The 21080-nt window shown below is 60.9% G+C and carries 14 protein-coding genes and 6 pseudogenes; 10 read left to right on the top strand and 10 right to left on the bottom strand.

From position 1 onward, the window contains the following. The first annotated feature begins 4 nt into the window (after nt 1-4). The 4 genes and pseudogenes from JG747_RS34075 to JG747_RS34055 form a co-directional block, all read left to right on the top strand. Nucleotides 5-1081 (top strand): phosphotransferase, encoded by a 1077-nt coding sequence (locus JG747_RS34075; protein WP_199201559.1) that lies wholly within the window; start codon nt 5-7, stop codon nt 1079-1081. Between the two features lie 260 nt (nt 1082-1341). After that, complete coding sequence (locus JG747_RS37930) at nt 1342-2112, top strand: maleate cis-trans isomerase family protein (RefSeq protein ID WP_202362418.1); 771 nt, start codon at nt 1342-1344, stop codon at nt 2110-2112. Between the two features lie 428 nt (nt 2113-2540). Then, a pseudogene (locus JG747_RS34065) lies at nt 2541-3389 on the top strand (tyrosine-type recombinase/integrase). Between the two features lie 10 nt (nt 3390-3399). Continuing rightward, nucleotides 3400-4133, top strand: a pseudogene (locus JG747_RS34055) (IS91 family transposase); the annotation flags it as partial. Between the two features lie 153 nt (nt 4134-4286). On the opposite strand, the gene ltrA reads toward JG747_RS34055, so the two are convergent. Continuing rightward, complete coding sequence (gene ltrA, locus JG747_RS34050; protein WP_244748500.1) at nt 4287-5387, bottom strand: group II intron reverse transcriptase/maturase; 1101 nt, start codon at nt 5385-5387, stop codon at nt 4287-4289. A 687-nt stretch (nt 5388-6074) separates the two neighbouring features. Here ltrA and JG747_RS34045 point away from each other — a divergent pair. Then, nucleotides 6075-6482 (top strand): annotated as a pseudogene (locus JG747_RS34045) (IS91 family transposase); the annotation flags it as partial. 465 nt (nt 6483-6947) lie between these two features. Next, nucleotides 6948-7655, top strand: a pseudogene (locus JG747_RS34040) (IS5 family transposase); the annotation flags it as partial. An 88-nt stretch (nt 7656-7743) separates the two neighbouring features. On the opposite strand, the gene JG747_RS34035 reads toward JG747_RS34040, so the two are convergent. From JG747_RS34035 to tnpA (JG747_RS34020), 4 genes and pseudogenes are all read right to left on the bottom strand, one after another. After that, complete coding sequence (locus tag JG747_RS34035; RefSeq protein WP_199201580.1) at nt 7744-8340, bottom strand: UPF0149 family protein; 597 nt, start codon at nt 8338-8340, stop codon at nt 7744-7746. Continuing rightward, a pseudogene (tnpC, locus tag JG747_RS34030) lies at nt 8337-9913 on the bottom strand (IS66 family transposase). The gene JG747_RS34035 and the pseudogene tnpC (JG747_RS34030) overlap by 4 nt, the downstream one beginning before the upstream one ends. Nucleotides 9914-9985: 72 nt before the next feature. Further along, nucleotides 9986-10336, bottom strand: coding sequence for an IS66 family insertion sequence element accessory protein TnpB (gene tnpB, locus JG747_RS34025; RefSeq protein WP_199201555.1), 351 nt, complete (start codon nt 10334-10336; stop codon nt 9986-9988). Further along, a complete protein-coding gene (tnpA, locus tag JG747_RS34020) occupies nt 10333-10764 on the bottom strand; it encodes an IS66-like element accessory protein TnpA (protein ID WP_244748498.1) in 432 nt (143 codons plus the stop codon). Before tnpA (JG747_RS34020) ends, tnpB (JG747_RS34025) begins: the two co-directional genes overlap by 4 nt. Nucleotides 10765-10846: 82 nt before the next feature. Between tnpA (JG747_RS34020) and tnpA (JG747_RS37625) the strand changes: the two genes are divergently transcribed. The 4 genes and pseudogenes from tnpA (JG747_RS37625) to JG747_RS34000 form a co-directional block, all read left to right on the top strand. Next, on the top strand, nt 10847-11350 hold the full coding sequence (tnpA, locus tag JG747_RS37625) for an IS66-like element accessory protein TnpA (protein WP_446720627.1): 504 nt from the start codon (nt 10847-10849) through the stop codon (nt 11348-11350). After that, entirely contained in the window at nt 11347-11706 is a 360-nt protein-coding gene (tnpB, locus tag JG747_RS34010; RefSeq protein ID WP_199201522.1) for an IS66 family insertion sequence element accessory protein TnpB, read from the top strand. Before tnpA (JG747_RS37625) ends, tnpB (JG747_RS34010) begins: the two co-directional genes overlap by 4 nt. 30 nt (nt 11707-11736) lie before the next feature. Next, nucleotides 11737-13422, top strand: coding sequence for an IS66 family transposase (gene tnpC / locus JG747_RS34005; protein WP_199201521.1), 1686 nt, complete (start codon nt 11737-11739; stop codon nt 13420-13422). A 147-nt stretch (nt 13423-13569) separates the two neighbouring features. Beyond that, a pseudogene (locus tag JG747_RS34000) lies at nt 13570-14162 on the top strand (IS5/IS1182 family transposase); the annotation flags it as partial. Between the two features lie 86 nt (nt 14163-14248). Here JG747_RS34000 and JG747_RS33995 read toward each other — a convergent pair. The 5 genes from JG747_RS33995 to JG747_RS33975 form a co-directional block, all read right to left on the bottom strand. Beyond that, a complete protein-coding gene (locus JG747_RS33995; RefSeq protein WP_199201554.1) occupies nt 14249-15766 on the bottom strand; it encodes a M81 family metallopeptidase in 1518 nt (505 codons plus the stop codon). Nucleotides 15767-15855: 89 nt separating this feature from the next. After that, nucleotides 15856-17130, bottom strand: a complete 1275-nt coding sequence (locus tag JG747_RS33990; protein WP_199201553.1) for a D-serine ammonia-lyase — start codon at nt 17128-17130, stop codon at nt 15856-15858. 1027 nt (nt 17131-18157) lie between these two features. Beyond that, a complete protein-coding gene (locus JG747_RS33985; RefSeq protein ID WP_244748497.1) occupies nt 18158-19279 on the bottom strand; it encodes an ABC transporter ATP-binding protein in 1122 nt (373 codons plus the stop codon). After that, complete coding sequence (locus JG747_RS33980; RefSeq protein WP_202362417.1) at nt 19276-20037, bottom strand: ABC transporter permease; 762 nt, start codon at nt 20035-20037, stop codon at nt 19276-19278. The genes JG747_RS33985 and JG747_RS33980 overlap by 4 nt, the downstream gene beginning before the upstream one ends. 71 nt (nt 20038-20108) lie before the next feature. Continuing rightward, nucleotides 20109-21080, bottom strand: coding sequence for an ABC transporter permease (locus JG747_RS33975; protein WP_199201550.1), 972 nt, complete (start codon nt 21078-21080; stop codon nt 20109-20111).

Here is a 21080-nt window from a genome sequence, read left to right as displayed (position 1 = left end):
GGATATGAACAAGTCACCCGCCCTGGTGTTGCAAAGTCTCCTTGAGGAGAGTTGCCTGTTGTCGCCTCATGAGTCCATCGACCTCCCTTTGCTGAAGATCATGCTTCAGAGACACTATGGGCTCAGCGGACAGGTCAAACGACTGGCGAGTGAAAAGGGCGTCACTTTGAGGCTCGCAACTGGCGCCAGTGAATACCTCGTGAAGGTGTCGCCCTCCGATGAGCCGGAATTGGTGACGGCGCTGCAGACCGCCGTGATGCGTTACCTCGATGATACCGCTCACGCGTTGCCGGTTCAGCGAATAGAATTGACCCTTGATGGAAGCGACAGCGTTCCCATCGACCTGAGCGATGGCACCCGTCGCGTACTTAGCGTCTTCCGCTTCGTCGAAGGGGTGTTATGGGAACAGTTAAATTCGAACGCCGAGCAGTTAACTAAGTTGGGAGACATGCTGGGGCAAGTAAACAGTGCACTGGGATCTTTTGCGCACCCAGCCGCCGCGCGGAACTTGGTTTACGACATTGCGCACTTTCACCATTGGGCAGGGTTTGTCGAGTACACGCAGGACCCCAACCGTCGTCTGCTGGCTCAACGGGCCTTTAGGCTCTTCGAAGAAGTTCTACTGCCGAGGCTGCCAAGTCTTGAGATGCAAGTGATCCATGGTGACTATGCTCCAAACAATGTCGTGGTCGATCCGCACAGCAATGACTTCGTGAAGGCTATCCTTGACTTTGGTGACACGGTCCTTAGCGCTGTCATCTTTGACCCCGCGAATGCGATTGCTCACCTGGTCGGCCGCAAGGATCCCCCTTGGGAGGATGCCTTTGCCTTCATCGCCGGTTACGAGCAGAGCCGGACGATCAACGAGTCAGAACTTCCACTTTTGCCAGTTGCGGCTCTCGCGCGGCTCACAATGCTTGCGTTGATCAGGCACTGGAAGGCTGAACGCGCAGCTTACCAGCGCGAGGAGCTACTCGCTGATGCCGAGTATTACTGGATGAACTTAGAGCGGGCTATGGGCGTACCACTTGATGAAGTGATCGCGCGACTCCGCTACCGCGCCGGTGCTTCTGGTACGTGAGCGCAGCCACCGGAAGCGGGTGCAGGTCGAGGCGGATGCATTGAGGTTAGACAACGTGAAGCAGGGAGGTCTCATAGGCGTCCTGCATTCCATGGAGTCGCTGACGGCACAACCCATCGAAATTCGCGCGCCTACCGCGTCTATCGTCTACGCTATTCTATCTGGGGGGGTGTGTCGAGGCCACGAAGGGTTATTCTATTTTGCCCGACCGGTCGTTGCCGTCGGCGGCTAAACAGAAACAGCAAACTGTGAGGTGAAGCATGAGTACCGTTCGATCGTCAAAACGGATAGGGATGTTAGTCGTCCCCGACGCAGCGCCAGATGCCGAAATTTGGAAATGGTGCCCGCAAAATGTCACTCCAATTATAACACGGCTACAGATACCTGAGACGAGCGCGGAACGGTATGGATCCATCGACGGAGCGATTGGTAGCGCCGAGGTAATTCAGCCTGCAACTCGAACTTTCATAAGTAGCGCAACGCTCCCTGCAACAGACCCCGATATAGTGGTTTTGAATTGTACATCTGGAAGCTTTTCAGGGGGCCTAGAAGGGGAGAGGGCGATCAGGCGTTCAATCTTGGGTTCAGGTGCGAGCCGAGCGCTTACAACGAGTGGTGCTGTCGTTGGAGCGCTTACTGCATTGCGGGCTGGAAGAGTGGCGGTCGGGACGCCATATCACGCAGAAGCCAATCAGGCGCTTAGGGAATTCTTAACGCAGGCTGGATTTGAGGTGTTGCCAATTCCCACGACTCAAATCGAAGATCTGGATCGCGCGTCTGATGACCAGGTGCGCAGTATTGCTGCTGCAGCGCACGACAAGCATGCTACAGCAATGTTAATTAGTTGCACGGCGCTTCCCACCCGCCACCTTATACCGGAGTTGAACGCACGATACGGAATGCCAGTCATTACCGCGCTTCAGGCAACTATGTGGGCAGCGCTTGCGCAGATCGATGAGCAAGTTGCCGCGCCCGATCATACCCTACACTCGCTTGGGTGGCCTGAAAGTGTCCCTTTGCTGGCGCTTTAGCCGTGCGCTTGAAGGGTTGATGGGGCGGACGCCCCCTCACCGCATCGCTGTGCCAAACCCGACTTCGACAGTCGCATGAGAACAAAGGGGAATGAACCTCTTTGCTCGTGCCCTTGACCATCATCGGGTCTGATCTCGCGTTCGGTTCCGTCCTGAACCGCTTTACGCGGCCCTTTGTAGTCGGCCGTGAACTATCCGCAAGTCGTTGATCTGGCATATTGATTAAGGCGGACGGCAGGTTTGGAATTGCAGGATTAGCGGTATTTGGGCGCTGTTTTCCTGCAATTCGGTTTTACGATTCCCTTGTGCTGCGGAGCGTGATTGAACTAAACCGCTGCCGCGGTAGCTGATGCGCGGGTCTGGCCTGAGGAGGCCCCTGTCTGAGAAGATTTGGTGTCGAGCCAACCTTCCAGACAGGAGAACCCCAGATGGCCCAGATAAGCCCTCTGCGTCAGCGGATGATTGAAGATCTGACGATCCGCAATTTGTCACCGGAGACCCAGCGATCCTACGTGCATCACGTGGCGAAGTTCAGTCGATTTTTTGGACGATCACCCGATCAACTGGGATACGAAGAGGTGCGCGCCTATCAGGCCCACTTGGTGGGCCGAAGGGTCTCTTGGGGCGCGTTGAACCAGACCGTTTGCGCCTTGCGTTTCTTCTATGGCGTGACGCTGGGTCGATCTGATCTGCCTGAGCGGATCGCTTACGCCCGGACGCCGCGCAAGTTGCCGGTCGTGCTGAGCGCCGATGAGGTGGTCGGCTTTCTGCAGGCCGTGAAGGGGACGAGGAACCGGGTCGCTCTGATGACCACCTATGCGGTGGGCTTACGCGCCACGGAGGCGGCGCGTCTGCAGGTGACGGACATCGATAGCAGCCGGATGGTCATTCGCATCGAGCAGGGCAAGGGCGGCAAGGGTGATGCTGTCGCCGCAGTTGCTGGAGATTTTGCGCGTCTATTTGGCGATTGACCAAGCCGGGGCGATGGCTGTTTCCCCGGCGCGATGGCCGCGGCCCGATCCACCCACAGACCTTGGGGAACGCCTGTCGAGCAGCCTGCGAGTTCCTGGGCGTTGAAAAGCGGGTGACGGTGCACCCCCTTCGCCACAGCTTCGCCACCCACCTTTTGGAAGCCGGCACGGACATAAGGATCATTCAGGTGCTGCTGGGCCATCGCAGCCTGGCGACGACGATACGCCCAGGTCTCAACGGCTGTGATCGGCCGGACCGCCAGTCCTTTTGACCAACTCCACATGGAGATCACGCCGCCCGGCTGAGTCGCGCGCCATGCGCCCGGATCTGGAAGTGGCGGATGTATTCCACCGTCACGGGGCTGATTATCGCCGCGACCATGCCGGCCACCTCGGGCGTGTCGAGCGCCGGGTCATGGCCGCGGTGGAGGCGTGCCGGACCGCGGCCCTGGGCGGTCACGCCGAACAGTGCACCGACTGCGGCCTCGTGCGGCAAGCCTATAACTCCTGCCGCAACCGCCACTGCCCTAAATGCCAAGGCCTAGCCCGCGCCCAGTGGCTGGCCGAGCGGCAGGCTGAGCTGCTGCCGGTCCCATACTTCCACGTGGTCTTCACCGTCCCGGCCTAGATCGCTGAGATCGCCTTCCAGAACAAGGCGGCGGTCTATGCGATCCTGTTCAAGGCCGCATCCGAAGCCTTGAGGGTGGCGGCGGCCGATCCCAGGCATCTGGGCGCCGAGATCGGCGTGGTCGCCGTGCTTCATACTTGGGGTCAAAATCTCCACCTCATCCGCATGTCCACTGCGTCGTGCCGGGCGGCGGCCTGTCGCTCGAGCCTGCCACGGCGAAGGCCGGGGACCGGCGATGGATCGCCTGCCAGCCGGGATTTTTCCTGCCCGTGCGGATTCTGTCGCGCCTTTTCAGGCGGCTATTCCTGGAGCGCCTGCAGGACGCCTTCGACGCCGGCCAGCTTCGCTTCTTCAGCGATCTTGCCAGCCTGGCCGACCCTGCCACTTTCTGCGCCCAACTGGCTGGACTGAAGCGGATCGAATGCCGAGTAGGTGGGGGCGTTGCTGCCCCCACCCCTCACAGACCCGGACGTGCAGTTTTCCCGCATCCGGTTCCTCATGGTAGAGTTTCGCTCACGGTGGCAAACGAATGAAGAATCCTGGCTGGCGGCAGCGGATGGCGTTTCAGGATTTCGTTAAGGCGGGTCCATCGGAACACGCTTTGACGATCTCGCCGAGATAGCCATTTCTGCCATATCCTCACGACCTGATGGGCGAACCATCGCAGTCGCCGAGCATTTCCCCCGACGCCATAATAGGCGAAGTGGCCCCGCATCATGGACGAGAGATGGCGATGCTGATCGCATCACCATGTCCTTGCCTCTGCGCGACCGTCCCCACACGTGGGTCAGGCCGAGAAAGTCGAACTTGGTGCCATCCGTCTCCGGATGCCGTGTGCTCTCCGTCCTTCGCGGGCGAAAGTCGACGAGACGCGTCTTGTCGGGGTGGAGCGTAAGCCCGAACCGTCCAAGACGTTTGTCCAGCACTGCCAGGACACGCTGGGCGTCGACGATGTTGTCGAACGCCATGAGCGCATCGTCAGCGTAACGGGCAATGGTACAGCCCCCACGGAGCCGCGGCCGCACCTCAGTCTCAAACCATTCGTCCAGCACGTGGTGCAGGAAGATGTTCGAGAGGCAGGGCGAGACCACGCCTCCTTGCGGGGATCCTTCGGTCGTTCGGCGCAGAAGACCGTCTTCGACGGCTCCTGCGTTCAACCATTTATCGATCATCCGTCGGATGACGCCGTCCGTGACTCGCTGGTCGAGGAACGCCCGGAGGTGAGAGTGCGGAATCGAGTCGAAGTACTTCTGTATGTCGAGATCGATCACCCAATAGAGCCGCTTTGCCCACAGCACGTTCTGCATATTGCGGAGCGCCTGATGGGCCGAGCGGCCGGGTCGGAAGCCATATGAGCAGGGGTAGAAATCCTCCTCATAGATGGTCTCCAGCACCATCGTAATGGCGCGTTGCGCCACCTTGTCCTCGAAGGTCGGAATGCCAAGCATCCTTTGCGACCCATCCGCCTTGGGTATGTAGGCCCGCCGGACCGGCGGCGCGCGATATCGGCCGGACTTGATGCGCTCCAGGAGGTCCAGAAGTCTGGTCTCCAGGTTCACCTCATAGTCCGCCGCCGTGACGCCGTCGATGCCAGGGGCACCATCCTTGCGGGTCAGCCGGTAGGCCTCCTTCATCCAGTCCAGATCGATGACATGATGGAGCGAGCACAGCGCCACACCCCGTTTCGTCCTCGCCAGTTCGGCTATCCGTTGTCGGTTCGTAGACAGGTTTGTGGGGTTCAGAGCCCCCTCCCATGTTGCAGGTCAACGGTTCTCTACACATGACGCCTCCCTTCGCTCCGTCGGGTCCCGGTGAGCCCAGTTCCCCGTCTTCACCGCTACTATGAAGGCGCTACGACTTCCCGCTCACGGCATACCTGCTCCCTTATTGCTTCGGTCGCAGGCCCCACATGCGCCACCCATGTTCGTGCTCGCCGAGGCGCTCCCGATGAGCGTGGAGGACGCTCATCGAGCCTGGACCCGTGGTCAACCGGCGGTCCCTGTTCCGGCGTACTTCGCTTGTGGACGTGAGCGGGATCTCACAGGTTCCCTGGCGATCCATCCCATGCCTTTGCCCTGCTCCAAGACCCCGGCCGAGCCGCCAGAACCTCGCCCCTGGCGGTTATGCTGCCCCCGGGCTACCCACGCCGAAGGCCTCCGCATGCACATAATCTCGAGGCTGACACATGGCTTCAGCATCCGCTGTCTACGCTTCACGAGCGACGTTGCCGCCGCCCATGCAAGACTCGCTTCCGGCTGGCGGGCTGCGCCTTTGCCGGGAGGGGGTCGAACCCTCTGGATCGCTTCGAAAGATTTCAGGATCTACATTCCATTCTCCTTTCCAGGGCTTAGCCTGTCGCAAGGGTCGTCTACGCCAAGCCCCCGTTCGGCGGTTCCGAACAGGTCCTCGCCTATCTGGGCCGCTACACCCATCGCGTCGCCATCGCCAACAGCCGCCTCGTGAGCCTGGACCACGGAAAGGTCAGCTTCCGCTGGAAGGACTATCGCCACCACGACAAGTCCAAGCACAAGCTCATGACCTTAAGCGCCGACGAGTTCATCCGGCGCTTCCTGCTGCACGCACTTCCAGACGGATTCCATCGCATCCGCCATTACGGCCTCCTCGCCAACGGCCACCGCGTCGCCAAGCTCGCCCAGTGCCGTCTTCTTCTGGCGGCGCCCACGCCGCTGACGCCGGACCCGACCGCCGACTATCGCCAGCGTTACCGCTGTCTCACAGGGCGGTCCCTGGACATCTGTCCGGGCTGCGGCGGCGCCATGGCCTCGCTCGGCCCGATCCCCGATCCCGCGCAAGGCCCCGACCTGGCCAGACACCTCATGACACGCTGCGCATCGACACGCTCGCCCCGTCCATCCCGGCGTCTGCTACAGTCGCCGCCGGGCCTTTGCGCGCCGCTAGTCAAAGTCGCAGCCCGGCTGTCGCCAGCAACGCTGCACCTCAGCGTCAACGACCCAATGGCGCCGTCTCCCGCGTCGCAGATGGTCCTGCATCGCGACGAGGGCCGACCGCTCAAGAGCGGTCGGCGAGCCCGCTCCGGCGCCTCGGACACAATGTCGAGCCCTAAATCCCCATAGCCCCGCCCGCCATCCCGCGGTTCAGTTCAATCAGGCTTCAATGCAGTCGCGACCCGTGCGCGCCCGCCCAATCGCGCCCGCGACTACACAGAACCCTCCAGATTCACTCGGTAGGGCGGCGGCGAATCGAGGGGACGGCGAATGTCCAGGCCACGCGAGAAGCGCGAGACGGGAGAGCAGGACCTGTTCCGCTCCAGGCTCGACCAGATCATCAACATGAAGCACGAGCTGGTGCGGCTGGCGCAGGCGATCGACTGGCCGATGCTGGAGGAGCGTTTTGGCGCCGTCTATTCGGACGGCCCTGGCATGCCGCCACTACCGACCCGGCTGATGGCGGGGCTGGCGATCCTCAAGCACACCTTCAACCTGTCCGACGAGGTGCTGTGCGAGCCTGGGTGGAGAACCCCCTACTTCCAGTATCGCACCGGTGAGGTGTTCTTCTGTCATGCGCTGCCGTTCGACCGCTCGTCGATGACGCGCTGGCGCAGCCGCATGGGCGAGGAGCGGATCATGGCGCTGTTGCAGGAGAGCCTCAGCCTTGCGGTCAAGACCGGGGCGATGAAGCCGGCCGACACGCGCCAGGTGATCGTCGACACCACCGTGCAGCCGAAGAACGTCATGTTCCCGACCGACGCCAAGCTCATCCACCGGGCGCGCGAGCGGCTGGTGCGGCTGGCCAAGAGGAAGGGGCTCCATTTGCGCCAGAGCTATGTGCGGGTCTCCAAGCTGGCGCTGATCAGCCACCAGCGCTATGCCCACGCCAAGCAGTTCAAGCGGGCCAACAAGGCGCTGCGCAGGCTCAAGACTTATCTCGGCCGGACCATTCGCGACATCTCCCGCCAGATCGCGGCGATCAGGGTAAGCGGTGCGCCAAGGCGCCTTTCCCGAATGCGGCGTTGATGGTTAGGTCGCTCGTTGATGGGCGCGCCGGCACCGATCACTTCGGGTCATGATAGGTAACGTAGTGCAGTTCGCGGAGGGCGGGGATGACCAGGGCGATGTCTTTGTAGGCCTCGTGCTCGATGAAGTGCGCGGTCTCGGGTCCCGGCCTGGGCTTGCCGAGGACGGGTCTCCCCTTTTTGTCGACGCAGTAAATCAGGATCGGCAGCAGCAGGCCGTGGTTGGGGTTGTCGAGGTCGAGTAGTCGTTTCCAGCGTTTGATGTTGCGGTTCATGGCCGCGTAGAACCCCTGGCACCACGGCCGGGGGTCGATGCCGCCGCTGGGCTTGCTGGTGAAGCGGGGCGCATAATCCTGCGGTCTGTCGAAGAGCGTTTCGTTGATCCGATTGTGGATCCTGGCGACACTGGCAAACACGGCGTGATCGGTCGCAGACCCTTTGGCCAAGACGTCGCGCGGCAACCCCATGAGCGGGCACATCCAGTCTTGCGGGTCCGGGTAGCGCGGCCCGGTGACCGCCGCCGTTACGAAGCCATCCAGCGCCGACATGGTCCGCACCAGCGGGCGGTTGGTCTTGGCAGCCATCCAGGCCTCGAGCGCCTCGTCCGACAGCGCCATGTCATCGGGCGCGCTCATGCCGCCAAGGGGAGCGGCATCTCTTCGCGGCGCACCCAATTCCACGGCATCAGTTCGTCCCAGCGCGAGGCGGGCCAATCATTCTGGATGCGCTCGGTGACGTCGGCCATGTAGGCTTCGGCATCGACGCCGCAGAGCTTGCACGTCTCAATGATGCTGAGCACGACCGCTGACCGCTCTGCCGCAGCGAAGCTGCCCGAGAAAAGCCAGTTGCGTCGGCCGACCGTAAACCACGAATGGCCCGCTCCGCGATCAGGTTGTCTGGCTCGAGCTGGCCATCGTAGAGGAAGCGATTGAACGCGCGCCATCGCCTGGCGCCATAGGCGAAGGCCTTCGCGATATCGGCATGGCGCGACAAACCGTTGCCCTGACGCATAAGCTGTCGTCGCAGCGCGCGGACCAGTGGTCGGGTCCGCGTTCGTCGTGCGGCCAATCGCTCGGCGGGCGGGAGCCCGCGTATCTCTTCCTCGATCCGGTAGATCGCCTGGATCCCGGCCATCGCCGTCGTGCTGAGCTCGGTCGGCTGGCTGTCGTGAACGTCGAATATCTTGCGACGCAGATGGGCCAGGCAGGCGGCTTCTCGAATGGCGCCGCCCTTGTAAAGCTGATTGTAGCCAGTGAACCCGTCGGCCTGGAGGGTGCCGGCAAATCCGGCGAGTTCGGTCATCACGCTCTCGCCGGCGCGGCCCATGGTGGCGCGATACCAGGCGATCGGCGGCTCCTGCGAACCCGAATTGCGGTCGTCGGCGACGTAAACCCAGCACGCGCCCTTGTGCGTCTTGCCGGGCGCCAAGATCGGAAGCCGCGTGTCGTCGGTGTGAATCTTGGTGCGGGTACGGCCGATCTCGCGGATGCGGTTGTAGATCGAATGGAGCAAGGCGGCAGCGTAGCCGGCGCTGCGCGCAAGCGTGGAACGCTCGATATCGACGCCCTTGGCGGCCATCATCTGGGCCTGACGGTAGAACGGCAGATGATAACCCCACTTCGCCATCATGATATGGGCGAGCGCGGCATAGCTGAGCTTGCCGCGTGCAATGGCCTTAGCTGGTGCCGGCGCCTGGATGATTTTATCGCAGGTCCGGCAGCTGTACTTTGGTCGAACGGTCTCGATCACCTGCCAGGCCTGGGCGACCAGATCGAGCATCTCGTCGCTATCTTCGCCCATGGCGCGCAGATCGCCGCCGCAGCCCGGGCAACATGCGCAAGACGGCTCGCGAACGACCCGCTTGCGCGGCAGGTTGGGGTTGAGCTTGCGAACCGGCAACACCCGCACCTTGTTGGTGTCAGCGACGATGGGCAGCTCGATATCGGGCACGCTGGCGGCGACCTCGGTCTCGAGATCTTCGAGCTCGAGCAGCATCTGGCCCAGCTTCTCGGACGAGCGGCCGAAGGCCTTCCGGTTGAAGCGATCGATCTGCAGCTGCAGGCGCTGGATGCGAAGTGCGGCCTCGGCGCGCTCTCTTCGCAGCTGCTCATCGCGTTCGGCGATGGTGATGTCACGGGCAGAAACGGCCGCCTCCAGAAGGGCGATCCGAGCGAGGAAATCAGCGGTTGAGGGAGCTTGTTCCGACACTCAAATTACATACCCGAAAGACCTCTGTTACGAAAGCAAAATCGACACAAAATCAATAAGAAACGAGCAAAATTAGCCAGCCAGACGCGGCCGATAAGTCTTGCTCGGCCGGCGCCAGTCGATCCCCTCCAGAAGCAGCGAAAGCTCCGCCTTGGTGAGCGAAACAGCGACCTGATCCTTGGTGGTCGGCCAGGCAAAACAACCATCGGTGAGCCGCTTTGTGAAAAGGCAAAATCCCTGGTCGTCATGCGCCAGAATCTTGATGATATCACCCTTGCGTCCACGGAAGCAGAAGATCGCGCCGGTGTGCGGGTTGAGCGCGAGCACCTGCTGCACCATTCGCGCCAGGCTATTGATCCCGCGGCGCATATCGGTAGCGCCGCAGCACAGGAAAATCTGGTCGGTTGGCACCACCGTGATCACCTGGTCAACTCCGCCAGGACGATACGCAGTGCTGTCGGATCGACGGTCCCGTCGATCCGCAATCGCGCGCCGTTCGGAAAGGCCACTACGATCCTGCCGGCCGGGTCCGGGCAATCGGCGACGGGGCGTTCGACCTCGGGCAGATCGCTCACGTCGATGCGCGCGAAGGTCGCCATCGCTTGATCGGTATCGAGTTCGCCGCCGGCCATCTGCTTGCGCCAGGTATAGAGCTGTGACGGAGCTACGCCGAACGCTTGCGCGACCTCGGTCACCGACGACCCCGCCGCGCTCGCAAGGTCGACCAACGCGCGCTTCTCCGCGCAACTCCATAGCCTCCGTTGCCGCGCGCGGCCGGGCATCGCTGCACCATCTTCAGCCGCCGCGGCGCCGCAGTCCTCGGCGACCACATCGCCCTCTGCATGTTCCAATGGTATGCCTACGCTGAAGGCCGCCTGCTGACGCGTACCTTGAGACGTTAGTGTCCGCTTAGATTAAGTGGACACTTGGCGAATGAAGTATCTGGCGATGGAGCAGCCGTCGACGGTGGAAGTGGGCACGTCCGCGGCTCTGCCGCTGCCGCCGGGTGCGGGCCGACAGCGGAGGCGCCGCTCCTGGACGGTCGAGCAGAAGCTGGCGATCGTGCGTGAGGCGCAAGAGTCCGGTGATCCCGTGTCGGTTGTGGCGCGGCGTCACGACATGAACGCGAACCACTTGTTCATCTGGATGAAGCAAACCCAGCAAGGGCGATTGGGCCGATCCAACCCGCTGCCCGAGACCCCACCGGTCGCCTTCATTGACATGGGTGTTGTCGGTCCCAGCCTGCACGATGTAGATCCGCAAGAGCTGGCTCCCACACGATCGCACTCTGAAGTACCAGCTGCGACCAGCCAAGCGTTGTCTGCCGGTGGCCGGATGGAAATCGTCGGGGCCAACGGCCGGCGTGTGATCGTTGACCGCACGGTCGACGTCAGTGTCTTGCTGCGGATCTTGCAGGGGCTGGAAATGCTGCGATGATCCCGACAGAAGGCGTGCGTGTGTGGCTCGCTACAGGCTACACCGACATGAGATGTGGCTTTCCATCACTGGCGCTGCGGGTGCAGGAGGTGCTCAAACATAATCCCCTTGGGGGCAACCTGTTTTGCTTCAGGGGGAAACGCGGAAATTTGTTGAAGGTGATCTGGCATGATGGCCAAGGATCATGCCTGTTCACAAAAAGACTCGAGCGCGGCCGATTCATCTGGCCGACAGTTGAAGGTGGGGCTGTGACAGTATCTCCTGCACAACTGAGTTATCTCTTGTCTGGGATAGACTGGCGCAACCCGCAGGAAACGTGGCGACCCGGCTCGGGTTGGGTAGCATTTTTTAATTGAAAATACAATGGAATGTGATTCAATCGGCATATGACTTCGAAGCCGGTTGAGCTCCCCTCGGATCTTGCCAGCGCCTACACGGCGCTGCTGGCTGAACGTGAGGCGTTGCAGGCTGAACGCGATGTGGCGGTCGCGGATGCTGCCAACTGGCAGGCTGAAGCCGCCAACGCGAAGGCCATGCTGTCTGACAACGAGGCGCGGATTGTGCATCTCGAGCTGCGCATCGAGAAGCTGAAACGCGAACTGTACGGGCAACGCTCCGAGCGCACGGCGCGGCTGATCGAGCAGTTGGAATTGGAGCTCGAAGACCTCGTCACCTCGGCGACCGAGGATGAGCTTGCCGCGCAGGCTGCGGCGGCGAAGACGCAGACGGTGCGCCCCTTCACGCGCAAGCGACCGGTGCGCAAGCCATGGCCGGATGACATCGAGCGCGAGCGCATCGTCATCGAGCCACCCAGCGCCTGCGCCTGCTGCGGCGGATCCCGGCTGTCCAAGCTGGGCGAGGATGTGACCGAGACGCTGGAAGAGATCCCGCGCCGGTTCAAGCTGATCGCGACGGTGCGCGAAAAGTTCACCTGCCGCGACTGCGAGAAGATCACCCAGCCGCCGGCGCCGTTCCATGCCACGCCGCGCGGCTTCATCGGTCCCCAACTGCTCGCGACAATCCTGTTCGACAAGTTCGGCATGCATGCTCCACTCAACCGCCAGAGCGCGCGCTTCAAGGCTGAGGGGATCGACTTGCCGGTGTCGACGCTGGCCGATCAGGTCGGCCACGGAACCTTCGCCGTCATGCCGCTCTTCCATCTGATCGAGCGCCATGTGCTCGCGGCCGAGCGCCTTCATGGCGACGACACCACCATTCGCATCCTGGCGAAGGACAAGTGCGCGACCGGGCGCATATGGACTTACGTGCGGGACGATCGGCCTTTCGGTGGGCCTGCGCCGCCGGCGGCGATCTATTACGCCTCGAGCGACCGGCGCGGCGCGCGTCCTCAGAAGCATCTGGCTGGGTACGCCGGCATCCTTCAGTGCGACTGTTACAGTGGCTTCGAGCCGCTGTTCGACCCGCAGCGGAAGGAGCAGCCGATCACGCCGGCCTTTTGCTACGCCCATGCGCGGCGAGGATTCTTCGAATTGGCCGACATCGCGAAAGAGGCCCGGGATGGCAAGAAGGGCAAACCGATCTCCCCGATCGCGCTGGAGGCGGTCAGGCGCCTCGACGCGCTGTTCGAGATCGAGCGCGCCATCAACGGCCGCAGCGCTGACGAACGGTATGCCGTGCGGCAGGAGAAGAGCAAACCACTTCTCGACGACATGCACGCCTGGTTGCTCCGCGAGCGCGATACCCTCTCGCGCTCTTCTGAGGTCCTGAAGCCAATCAACTACATGCTCAGGCGCTGGGCCGACTTCGCCCGCTTCGTCGACGACGGCAGAATCTGCCTCAGCAACAACGCGGCCGAAAGAGCGCTGCGTGGCATTGCTCTGGGAAGGCGCAACTGGACCTTCGCCGGTTCCCAGCGCGGCGCCGACCGCGCCGCCGTTATGCTTACCCTCATCACCACGGCACGCCTCAACGACGTCGACCCGAAAGCCTGGCTCGCCGACGTCCTGGCCCGCATTGCCGATCTTCCCGTCTCGCGTCTGCACGAACTACTGCCCTGGCAATGGAAGCTCCTGCGCGAAGCCGACAAGCCCGCCGGTCCGCAGGCCGCCTGACCTTCACACAACGCCATCATAGAGCCCGCCGCGCGCACGCGCATGTGCCAATCATGCGGCCTTCGTCGTATGCGTACTTCCAATGTCATGGCGCGAAAGCTCCATGTTCATCGGCCTATTGCAAGGTGCCTTGGTGCACCGCTTACCGATCAGGGGCTGGACGCGCTCTTCAAAATGGCCGCTCTACCAGGCCGCCACCGTTCTCCAGCAGCGTCAGCGCCAGCGCGGCCGCAAAATCTACAGCCTGCACGCTCACGAGGTGGAATGCATCGGCAAGGGCAAGGCGCATGCGCCTTACGAGTTTCGGGGTGACGCTGAAGCGCTCCAAGGGCGGCCAGTTCGCCCTGCATGCAAAGGCACTGTCCGGCAAGCCCTATGACGATCCCCGAAGTGGAAAAGACCATCGGCAAGGAGATCGGCCGCATCCTCGCCGACGCCGGCTATCGCGGCCACAACGCACCGCAGAGCCACAAGCTCAGGATCTTCACCAGCGGCTAGAAACGTCGCGTCACCCCGGCCGTCAAGGGCAAGATGCGCCGCCGCTCCGCCATCGAGCCCGTGGTCGGCTACACCAAGGCCGAACACCGGATGAGCCGCCTCGCCGGCCAGCAAGGCGACGCCCTCAACGCCACCCTGGCCGCCGCCGGCTACAACTTCTCCTCCTGCTCAACGGGTTCAGGCAGCTTTTGTGGCTTCTCATCGCAGCCCTCCACAGTCAGCCGAAGGAACTCGAAGCCTAACCAGCCTCATTGTTCACGGCCGACTTTGTAAATACCAGCGATTTTCGCGGCAAATGCCATTTTGCCAGGTTTGCGTTCGTGCCGTTTCAGGCGCTGTTCTCCCGCCGCGTGAAGGGCGGCCCGCCCGGAGAAAGACGCGTTCCCGACTTCAACCGGGTAAAGGGAAGCTGCGCAGGATCGAGCAGCATGGCGCCGGGCGCCGTCGCCACGAGAACCGCCGTGGCGATGGGTTCGAAATCCGCCCGGAAATGCACCGAACTCTTGTTGACCAGAATTGCCTTCTTCTCCGGTTCGATGCCGACGAAGCGGTAGAGCTGCCGGTCGGCCATCTGGGTCTTTTCGCTTGTGACGACGATTTGGACCCCATCGATGGAGATGCACGCGGACGGACCGAGCTGCATCTTCGTGCCCCCATAATAGGGGCCAGTGGCCGTCACAGCGCCATCTGACAGAGCATCCACATGATAGGTAGCGCAGAGCGGTTCATCGCCGGCAATGCCCGATTTTCCGCCCAGCGACAGCTCGACCTTCGCCCCCGCGCCGGCCCGATGCGCTCGGGCGGCCGATTCAGGATCGAAGATGATGCCGAGGGCCGCATTTTCAGCCCCGGCGACAAGGAGCGCGCGTAGCATTCCGGTCGTATCGGAATCCCCCCCGGCGCCTGGATTATCCTGGGTATCGGCGATCACCACTGGCTTCGAGGCGCTGAAGGCAAGACGGATGGCCTCGGCAACGGCATCGTCCGAAGACCAAGCCTTACCGGCGAACAGTCCTTCGGATTTCAGAAAGTAGGACTCCAACCGTTCCGCGGCCGCATCTGCGTCATCGTGCGTCTCGCCATAAGCCAGCACACAGGGCAGGCAATCCTCGAAATCGGCGGCGGGAAAACCCATCAGGATCGACGCGCTGGAGACCGGACCACGTTCCACCGCTCCGATCTGTTCATAAAGCGCGCTGGCCGGCTCGATCAACGTGCATTGCCAAGGTGTCGGGATCAGAAAGGGTAATTGCCGGAAGGCTTTTGCAAATGGCTTTCCGCGCGCGATGATCGCATCGAGCTGCTCGGCCGTCCGCCAACCCGTTCGAGCCATGTCAACATGGGGATAGGTCTGATAGGCGACTAGTACATCGGCCTGTTCCACCATCCGGGGCGTCACGTTTCCATGCAGGTCCAACGTGGCCGCGACCGGCACCTCTGGGCCGATTTGCGCTCGCAGGCGGGCGAGCAGCTCACCCTCACCATCATCTAGGTGCTCGGCTACCATCGCGCCGTGCAATTCGATCAGCAGACCGTCGAGGGGGCCTGCCGCTCGGACGCGATCGATGATTTCACCGGCGATCCGTTCATAAGCCTCCTGTTCGACATGCGCGGACGGGATCGCTACTGCCCAGAGTAAAGGTACGATCTCCCAACCGGCCGAGGACGCGTAATCGACAAATCCGGCCACACCCAGATTGGTGTTGCGGCATCGTTCGAGGATCTCTTTGCCCCTGCTGATAGGCATGAAGCCGCCCCCATGCTCGAAATTCGCATAGCGCGCCCTAGTGGGTGCGAAAGTGTTGGTCTCATGCAGAAATCCGGCAATTGCCACTCTTTTCTTCATCGCATTTCCTTCCCCATCGCCTGCGCTAGAACAGCCTGTTGGCAATGGCAATCACCTATCACACGTAACTTCACACGGGCCGGCACCCGTCAGCCGCACCTTTCGAGGGCTTTCCGACCCTCTTCGAATACCGCCTTCCATTCGGCGTCCGGCAGGAAGGCACCACCGGTCGTCCACACGATTGTCGTTCCTTCTTTACCGCCGAGCGATTTCCGGATGTCGCGGCCATGCCGCGCAAGCGCCGCAAACCCGGCTGCCCCGGATGGTTCCAGCCGCATTGAGTCCGATATCCACAAGTCATGAACCCACCGGATCATATCATCGTCGCTGACGGTTGCTACGCCGGCAATCTGCGGGCCCGCGGTTTCAGCAACCAGCAACGAAGCTTGTGCCACGGCCAACCCATCTGCGATCGTATCGTTCGAAAGTCCGCAGGCATAGACATCCACCGGCCCGGACACACCAGCTGCCAGCTGCACCAGCATACAGGGCGATGCGACGGGCTCGACAAAGATGCAATGCACATGCGGCCCGAAGAAATATTTAAGCCCAAGCGTGATTCCGCCCGGAGCGCCGCCAACGCCGCACGGAAGATACACGTAAAGCGGATTTTGCTCATTGACGGCAACATCGCTCTGCTTGAGCTGTTGGCAAATTTCAAATGCCGCCGAGGAATATCCGAGCAACAGAGTGAGGGAATGTTCGTCATCGACGAAATAGCTGAAAGGATCCCCGCTCGCAGCGCGACGGGCGGAACTGACCGCGACAGAATAGTCGTCGTCGTGCTCGACAACTGCGACACCGAACCGGCGCAAGCGCTCCTTCTTCCATGATTTCGCCTCCCGGGACATGTGGACTTCGACCGCAAATCCCAGCCTCCGCGCCGTAACCCCGACACTGAAGCCGAGGTTGCCCGTCGATCCGACGAGGATCCTGTATCTTCCAAAAAGATCGCCCGCCTCCTGCGAAAGAAGACCGATCGGGTATGCCGAGACATTCAATCCGTGGCTGTTCGCCAGCATTTCGGCGAACATCAGAACCTCGTAGACGCCTCCTCGCCCCTTGATGCTGCCGGTCGAACGGATATCATGATCGCACTTTGCAAGGAGACCGATCCCGTCAAATCCATGATTGCCGATTTCAATCAGAGAAGACTGGATTTCGGTATCGCTCCCATCCGGGAACACGACATCCAGCACAGGTGCCAGCCGCAGCCAGTTGCCGCGCGCCTCAAGCAAGCTGGATGCGTTAAGCGCCCCCGCCGGGCCTTCTGCAATGTTATCACTGGGTCTGTAATTCGGGTTGGGCCACCACAATGGCGATCCTTGCGAAAGTCCGACCGGTAGGAAAGATTGATATTCCATGGATGAAACAGGCCCTTTTAGAACGGATAGCGCGCGCTGCTAAGCTCTAGATGCGGCTGACGCCGATCTCGATACTTGCTGGTTCGCCTCCAATATGTTGCACCCTCTGTGTTGGGTGCGGATAGATGGCGTGGACTGGATTGCGCCCGTCACGGTAGTATTCACCTCCTGGCTAATTTGATGATGCCGCGATGTATGCTCGGAGCATTCGAAGATGAGTGCGCCGATGCCCGGATGCGCAGCGCGGAGCCGCTGCACAGCTTCCGTGAGATGGTGCTCTGTGTCAGAGTCAGGGATCGGCCACGTCCCTGTCGGACGCTTCAGTTCGTTCGTCACAAGCATGCTACCTGAGATGCCGTCGACCACGATTCTTGCGCGGTCCTCGTGAGCCTGGACGATGCCCAGCAGATCGGTACCAACATACTTCTCGTGGGCGACCACGACACCGAGCTTGGCCCCTGGGGGTAGATGACGGATCACGGCCGCCGCTAGAAGGAGGCTCCCGGTCAACACAGGCACCTCCACGGCCGCAGCGATGGCCTCCTGGTATCTGGCGGTAATCGCAGCAGCGCCGCGATCGACAAGGCGACGGGCGGCTTCAGCGTAAGCACCATAGACTCGGGAGTCGTCGTCGACGAGCGCCTGCCACCAGGCAACGGGGACTTTCTCACTGACGACGGGGCGACCATCGAATGTTTGCGACCCTGAACCGGTCGAACGTCCGTCCCAAAGGCTGAGAATTCCGATGGGCCCCGTAAAGTAGATGCATGGGCAGTGTCGACTCCGAGTGAGAGTCCACTGGGTCCGTCGATCATATTTAACCCTCTGTCTTGAGTGCGAGAGTCGCGTCGACTGACTGCGCGGTCGAGTCGACGATCATGTCCCAACTCTTGACTGGTAATGATCAATGGCGGTGCATAGCAGTGAGATCGCCGTCCGTCTCACCAAGCCGATGATGCCATTTTCAAGCACGCTTATGTTCTCCGTGCCTGCCCAGAACCGGCCGCATCCGTCACGGGACGTAGCTTTAGGGTGCCGCAAGCACGATCCCGTGTTCCAACCGCCACTCGAGACTTACATCTTCGTCTGGGTTTGGGGCGTAAGCTGCCGCATCCGCCCGAGGGCAGGCATAGATGGTTTGATTCAAAGCGTCCAGCTCATACTTCACCGAATTGCCAAGGTACATCACCTGCCGTACTCGACCGACGATTCGTTGGGTCCCCGTTTCGCTGGGCGAGCCGACGGGAGCCAAGCTTATTTTATCGGGCCGAACCACCAATCCGCCTCGAGCCCCAGTCCGAAGGACTTCCTTGGGCTGAGCTTGTCCGTACAAACGCCAGCCGTCTCCACCCACCGCGATCTTCCCTCCCTCATCGCTTATCTCCCCGTGGAAAATATTCGCATCTCCGATGAAGTCGGCGACAAACAAAGTCTTTGGATGTTCGTAGACGCCTTTTGGACTGTCCAACTGTTCTATGCGCCCGCGACTAAATATTGCAATCCTGTCGGACAGAACGAGGGCTTCCTCTTGGTCATGTGTCACGTGTAAGATCGTAATACCGAGTTCCCGATGCAGACGTCGTACCTCTAGTTGTAACGTCTCACGAAGTCTCTTATCCAACGCTCCAAATGGTTCGTCCATCAGCAACAAACGAGGCCGGTAAACAACTGCACGTGCAAAGGCGATACGTTGTTGCTGGCCGCCTGAGAGCTGCCGTGGATATCGGTCCCCTACGCCTTCTAGCCCGACAAGGCGTAGCGCGTCGCGTACCAAAACCGCTCGCTCAGCCTTTGGGGTGCGCGTCAATGGAAAACCTATATTCTGCGCTACAGTAAGGTGCGGAAACAGGGCATAGTTTTGAAAAACCATTCCGATGCCACGTTTATGGGGGGGGATGTGAGTTGCGTCCTGGCCGTCGATCAATATACGACCTGCTGTCGGTTGAATGAAACCTGCTACCATATTGAGCGTCGTGGTTTTTCCCGAGCCCGATGATCCGAGAAGGGTTAGAAACTCGCCCCTCCGCAGCTCCAAATCGATCTGATCGACAGCGACTTGACTTGAGAAAGCCTTGGTTACCCCCCGCAAGACCAGCGCCGACTCTGACACCCCCGCCATCTTCTCAGTACCTCCAAAAGAAATGCTCATCGCTGCGCGCTTTCACCTAGAAGTTGCTGGCGGCCTCGGATAAGCATCAGCCCGAGGACAAGTGAACTCACTACCAAGAGCAGCATCGAGACCGCAGCACCTGAGGGATCGTTCGAACCCTTCACGGAGGAGAAAAGACCGACCGGAACTGTAGTTACCTGAGCACTAGTCAGGAAGGAGGCGACGATATATTCATCCCACGACCCCAGAAAGGCAAATACAAATCCGAATAGGATCCCGGTTTGAATCAGTGGGACAGTCACGCGCCAGAATACCGCGACTGGACTTGCGCCCATAATCGAGGCTGCCCGCTCAAGATTCCGATCCACCGTACCAAGCGCAGTCATTGTCATGATGATGGGGAACGGAAGATTCAGAACGGCGTGCGCCAGGATTAGCCCTGGCACCGTCCCTACCAGACCACCCCCAAACTGGATTGGCCCGATCGACCAGCCTACAGCCCATACGAAGAACATGCCGATGGCAGTCACGACCGTAGGAACGACCAACGGTGAAAGAAGAAGGGCTAACGCGATCCGCTTCCCGGGAAACCGGCCTCGAACGATCCCGAGCGCAGCCAGCAGGCCGAGGACAGTTGCGAGCGCCGCTGAACCGATGCCGACCTGAAGAGAGGCTACGACACGATCCCGCCAAACGGAGTCCGTTAACACGGCCTCGTACCATTGAGTACTAAAGCCAACGGGTGGCCACTGCAGGTAACGAGTTTCCGTAAGGCTCAGAGGCAAAAGAACGAGCATCGGAGCTATCATAAACACGCAAACTATCACGCCGTAGGCACCGAGCAGTAGGCGAGTAGACAAATTTGGCATCATTCGGAAACCTTCCCTCCGAAAACATCGCCCAGCCGCACAACGAAACTCGCAGCGAAGAGCACACAGAAGGTAAAGACGAGCAGTGCCATACTGATCGCGCTCCCATACCCCCACTCCAAATGCCCAACTGCGAAGACAACTTGCTCGACGACGTAAACACCTCGGCCATCTCCCAAGAGGGCGGGTGTAAGATAAAAACCTAACGCCAAGACAAATACGATCAAACTTCCTGCGAGGACACCAGATAGGCTGAGCGGCAGGATTATGCGAACGAATGTTCGGGCGGGAGGCGCGCCAAGGATCGCAGCAGCACGTGAATAGTCGCGGTCGATCCGGCGCATCACCGCGTAGATCGGAAAGATCATGTACGGCAGCAGTACCGCCAGCGTGCCAACCATCACTGAGAATTCATTTCGGATTAAGGGCAGCGGCTCGCTGATAAATCCCGATTGAATCAGCGCCGTGTTTATCACTCCGGTATCGCGAAGCACCACCGTTAAGGCGTATGTTCTAACAACGAAACTTAGCCACGATGGGATCAGGACCGCCAACTGCAGAAAGGCGGTAAACCGGGCCGACGAAATATACATGAGATAGGCATACGGATAACCTATTAGCAAAGCCCCTACCGTTGCTAAAAGGGCCATCTTAATCGTCACGGCAAAGGACCGACCGATCAGCGGTGAAGAGGCAAGACGCGCGTAATTTTCGAACCCGGGGTGGGGATCCGCGAAACTCAGAAAGACAATGTAAGCGAGAGGCCATATGAAGAAAGCGATGAGGAACATCACGGCAGGCAGCACCAGCCAACCCGATTTGTTGGCTGATGCGATATTTGCCTTGCGCTCCGGTGGTCGCATCTGGACGCTGACATCACCATCAGTTCCCACCAACCAACGGTTTTCTGGCGAGGCCGGTGTAGCGTTATCAGGCATGGCCGATGCAACAAACGGAGACGGCGCCTTCAT

The organism is Mesorhizobium sp. 131-3-5 (assembly GCF_016756575.1).
Lineage (GTDB): Bacteria > Pseudomonadota > Alphaproteobacteria > Rhizobiales > Rhizobiaceae > Mesorhizobium > Mesorhizobium jarvisii.
This window is presented reverse-complemented; position numbering and strand designations above follow the sequence as displayed.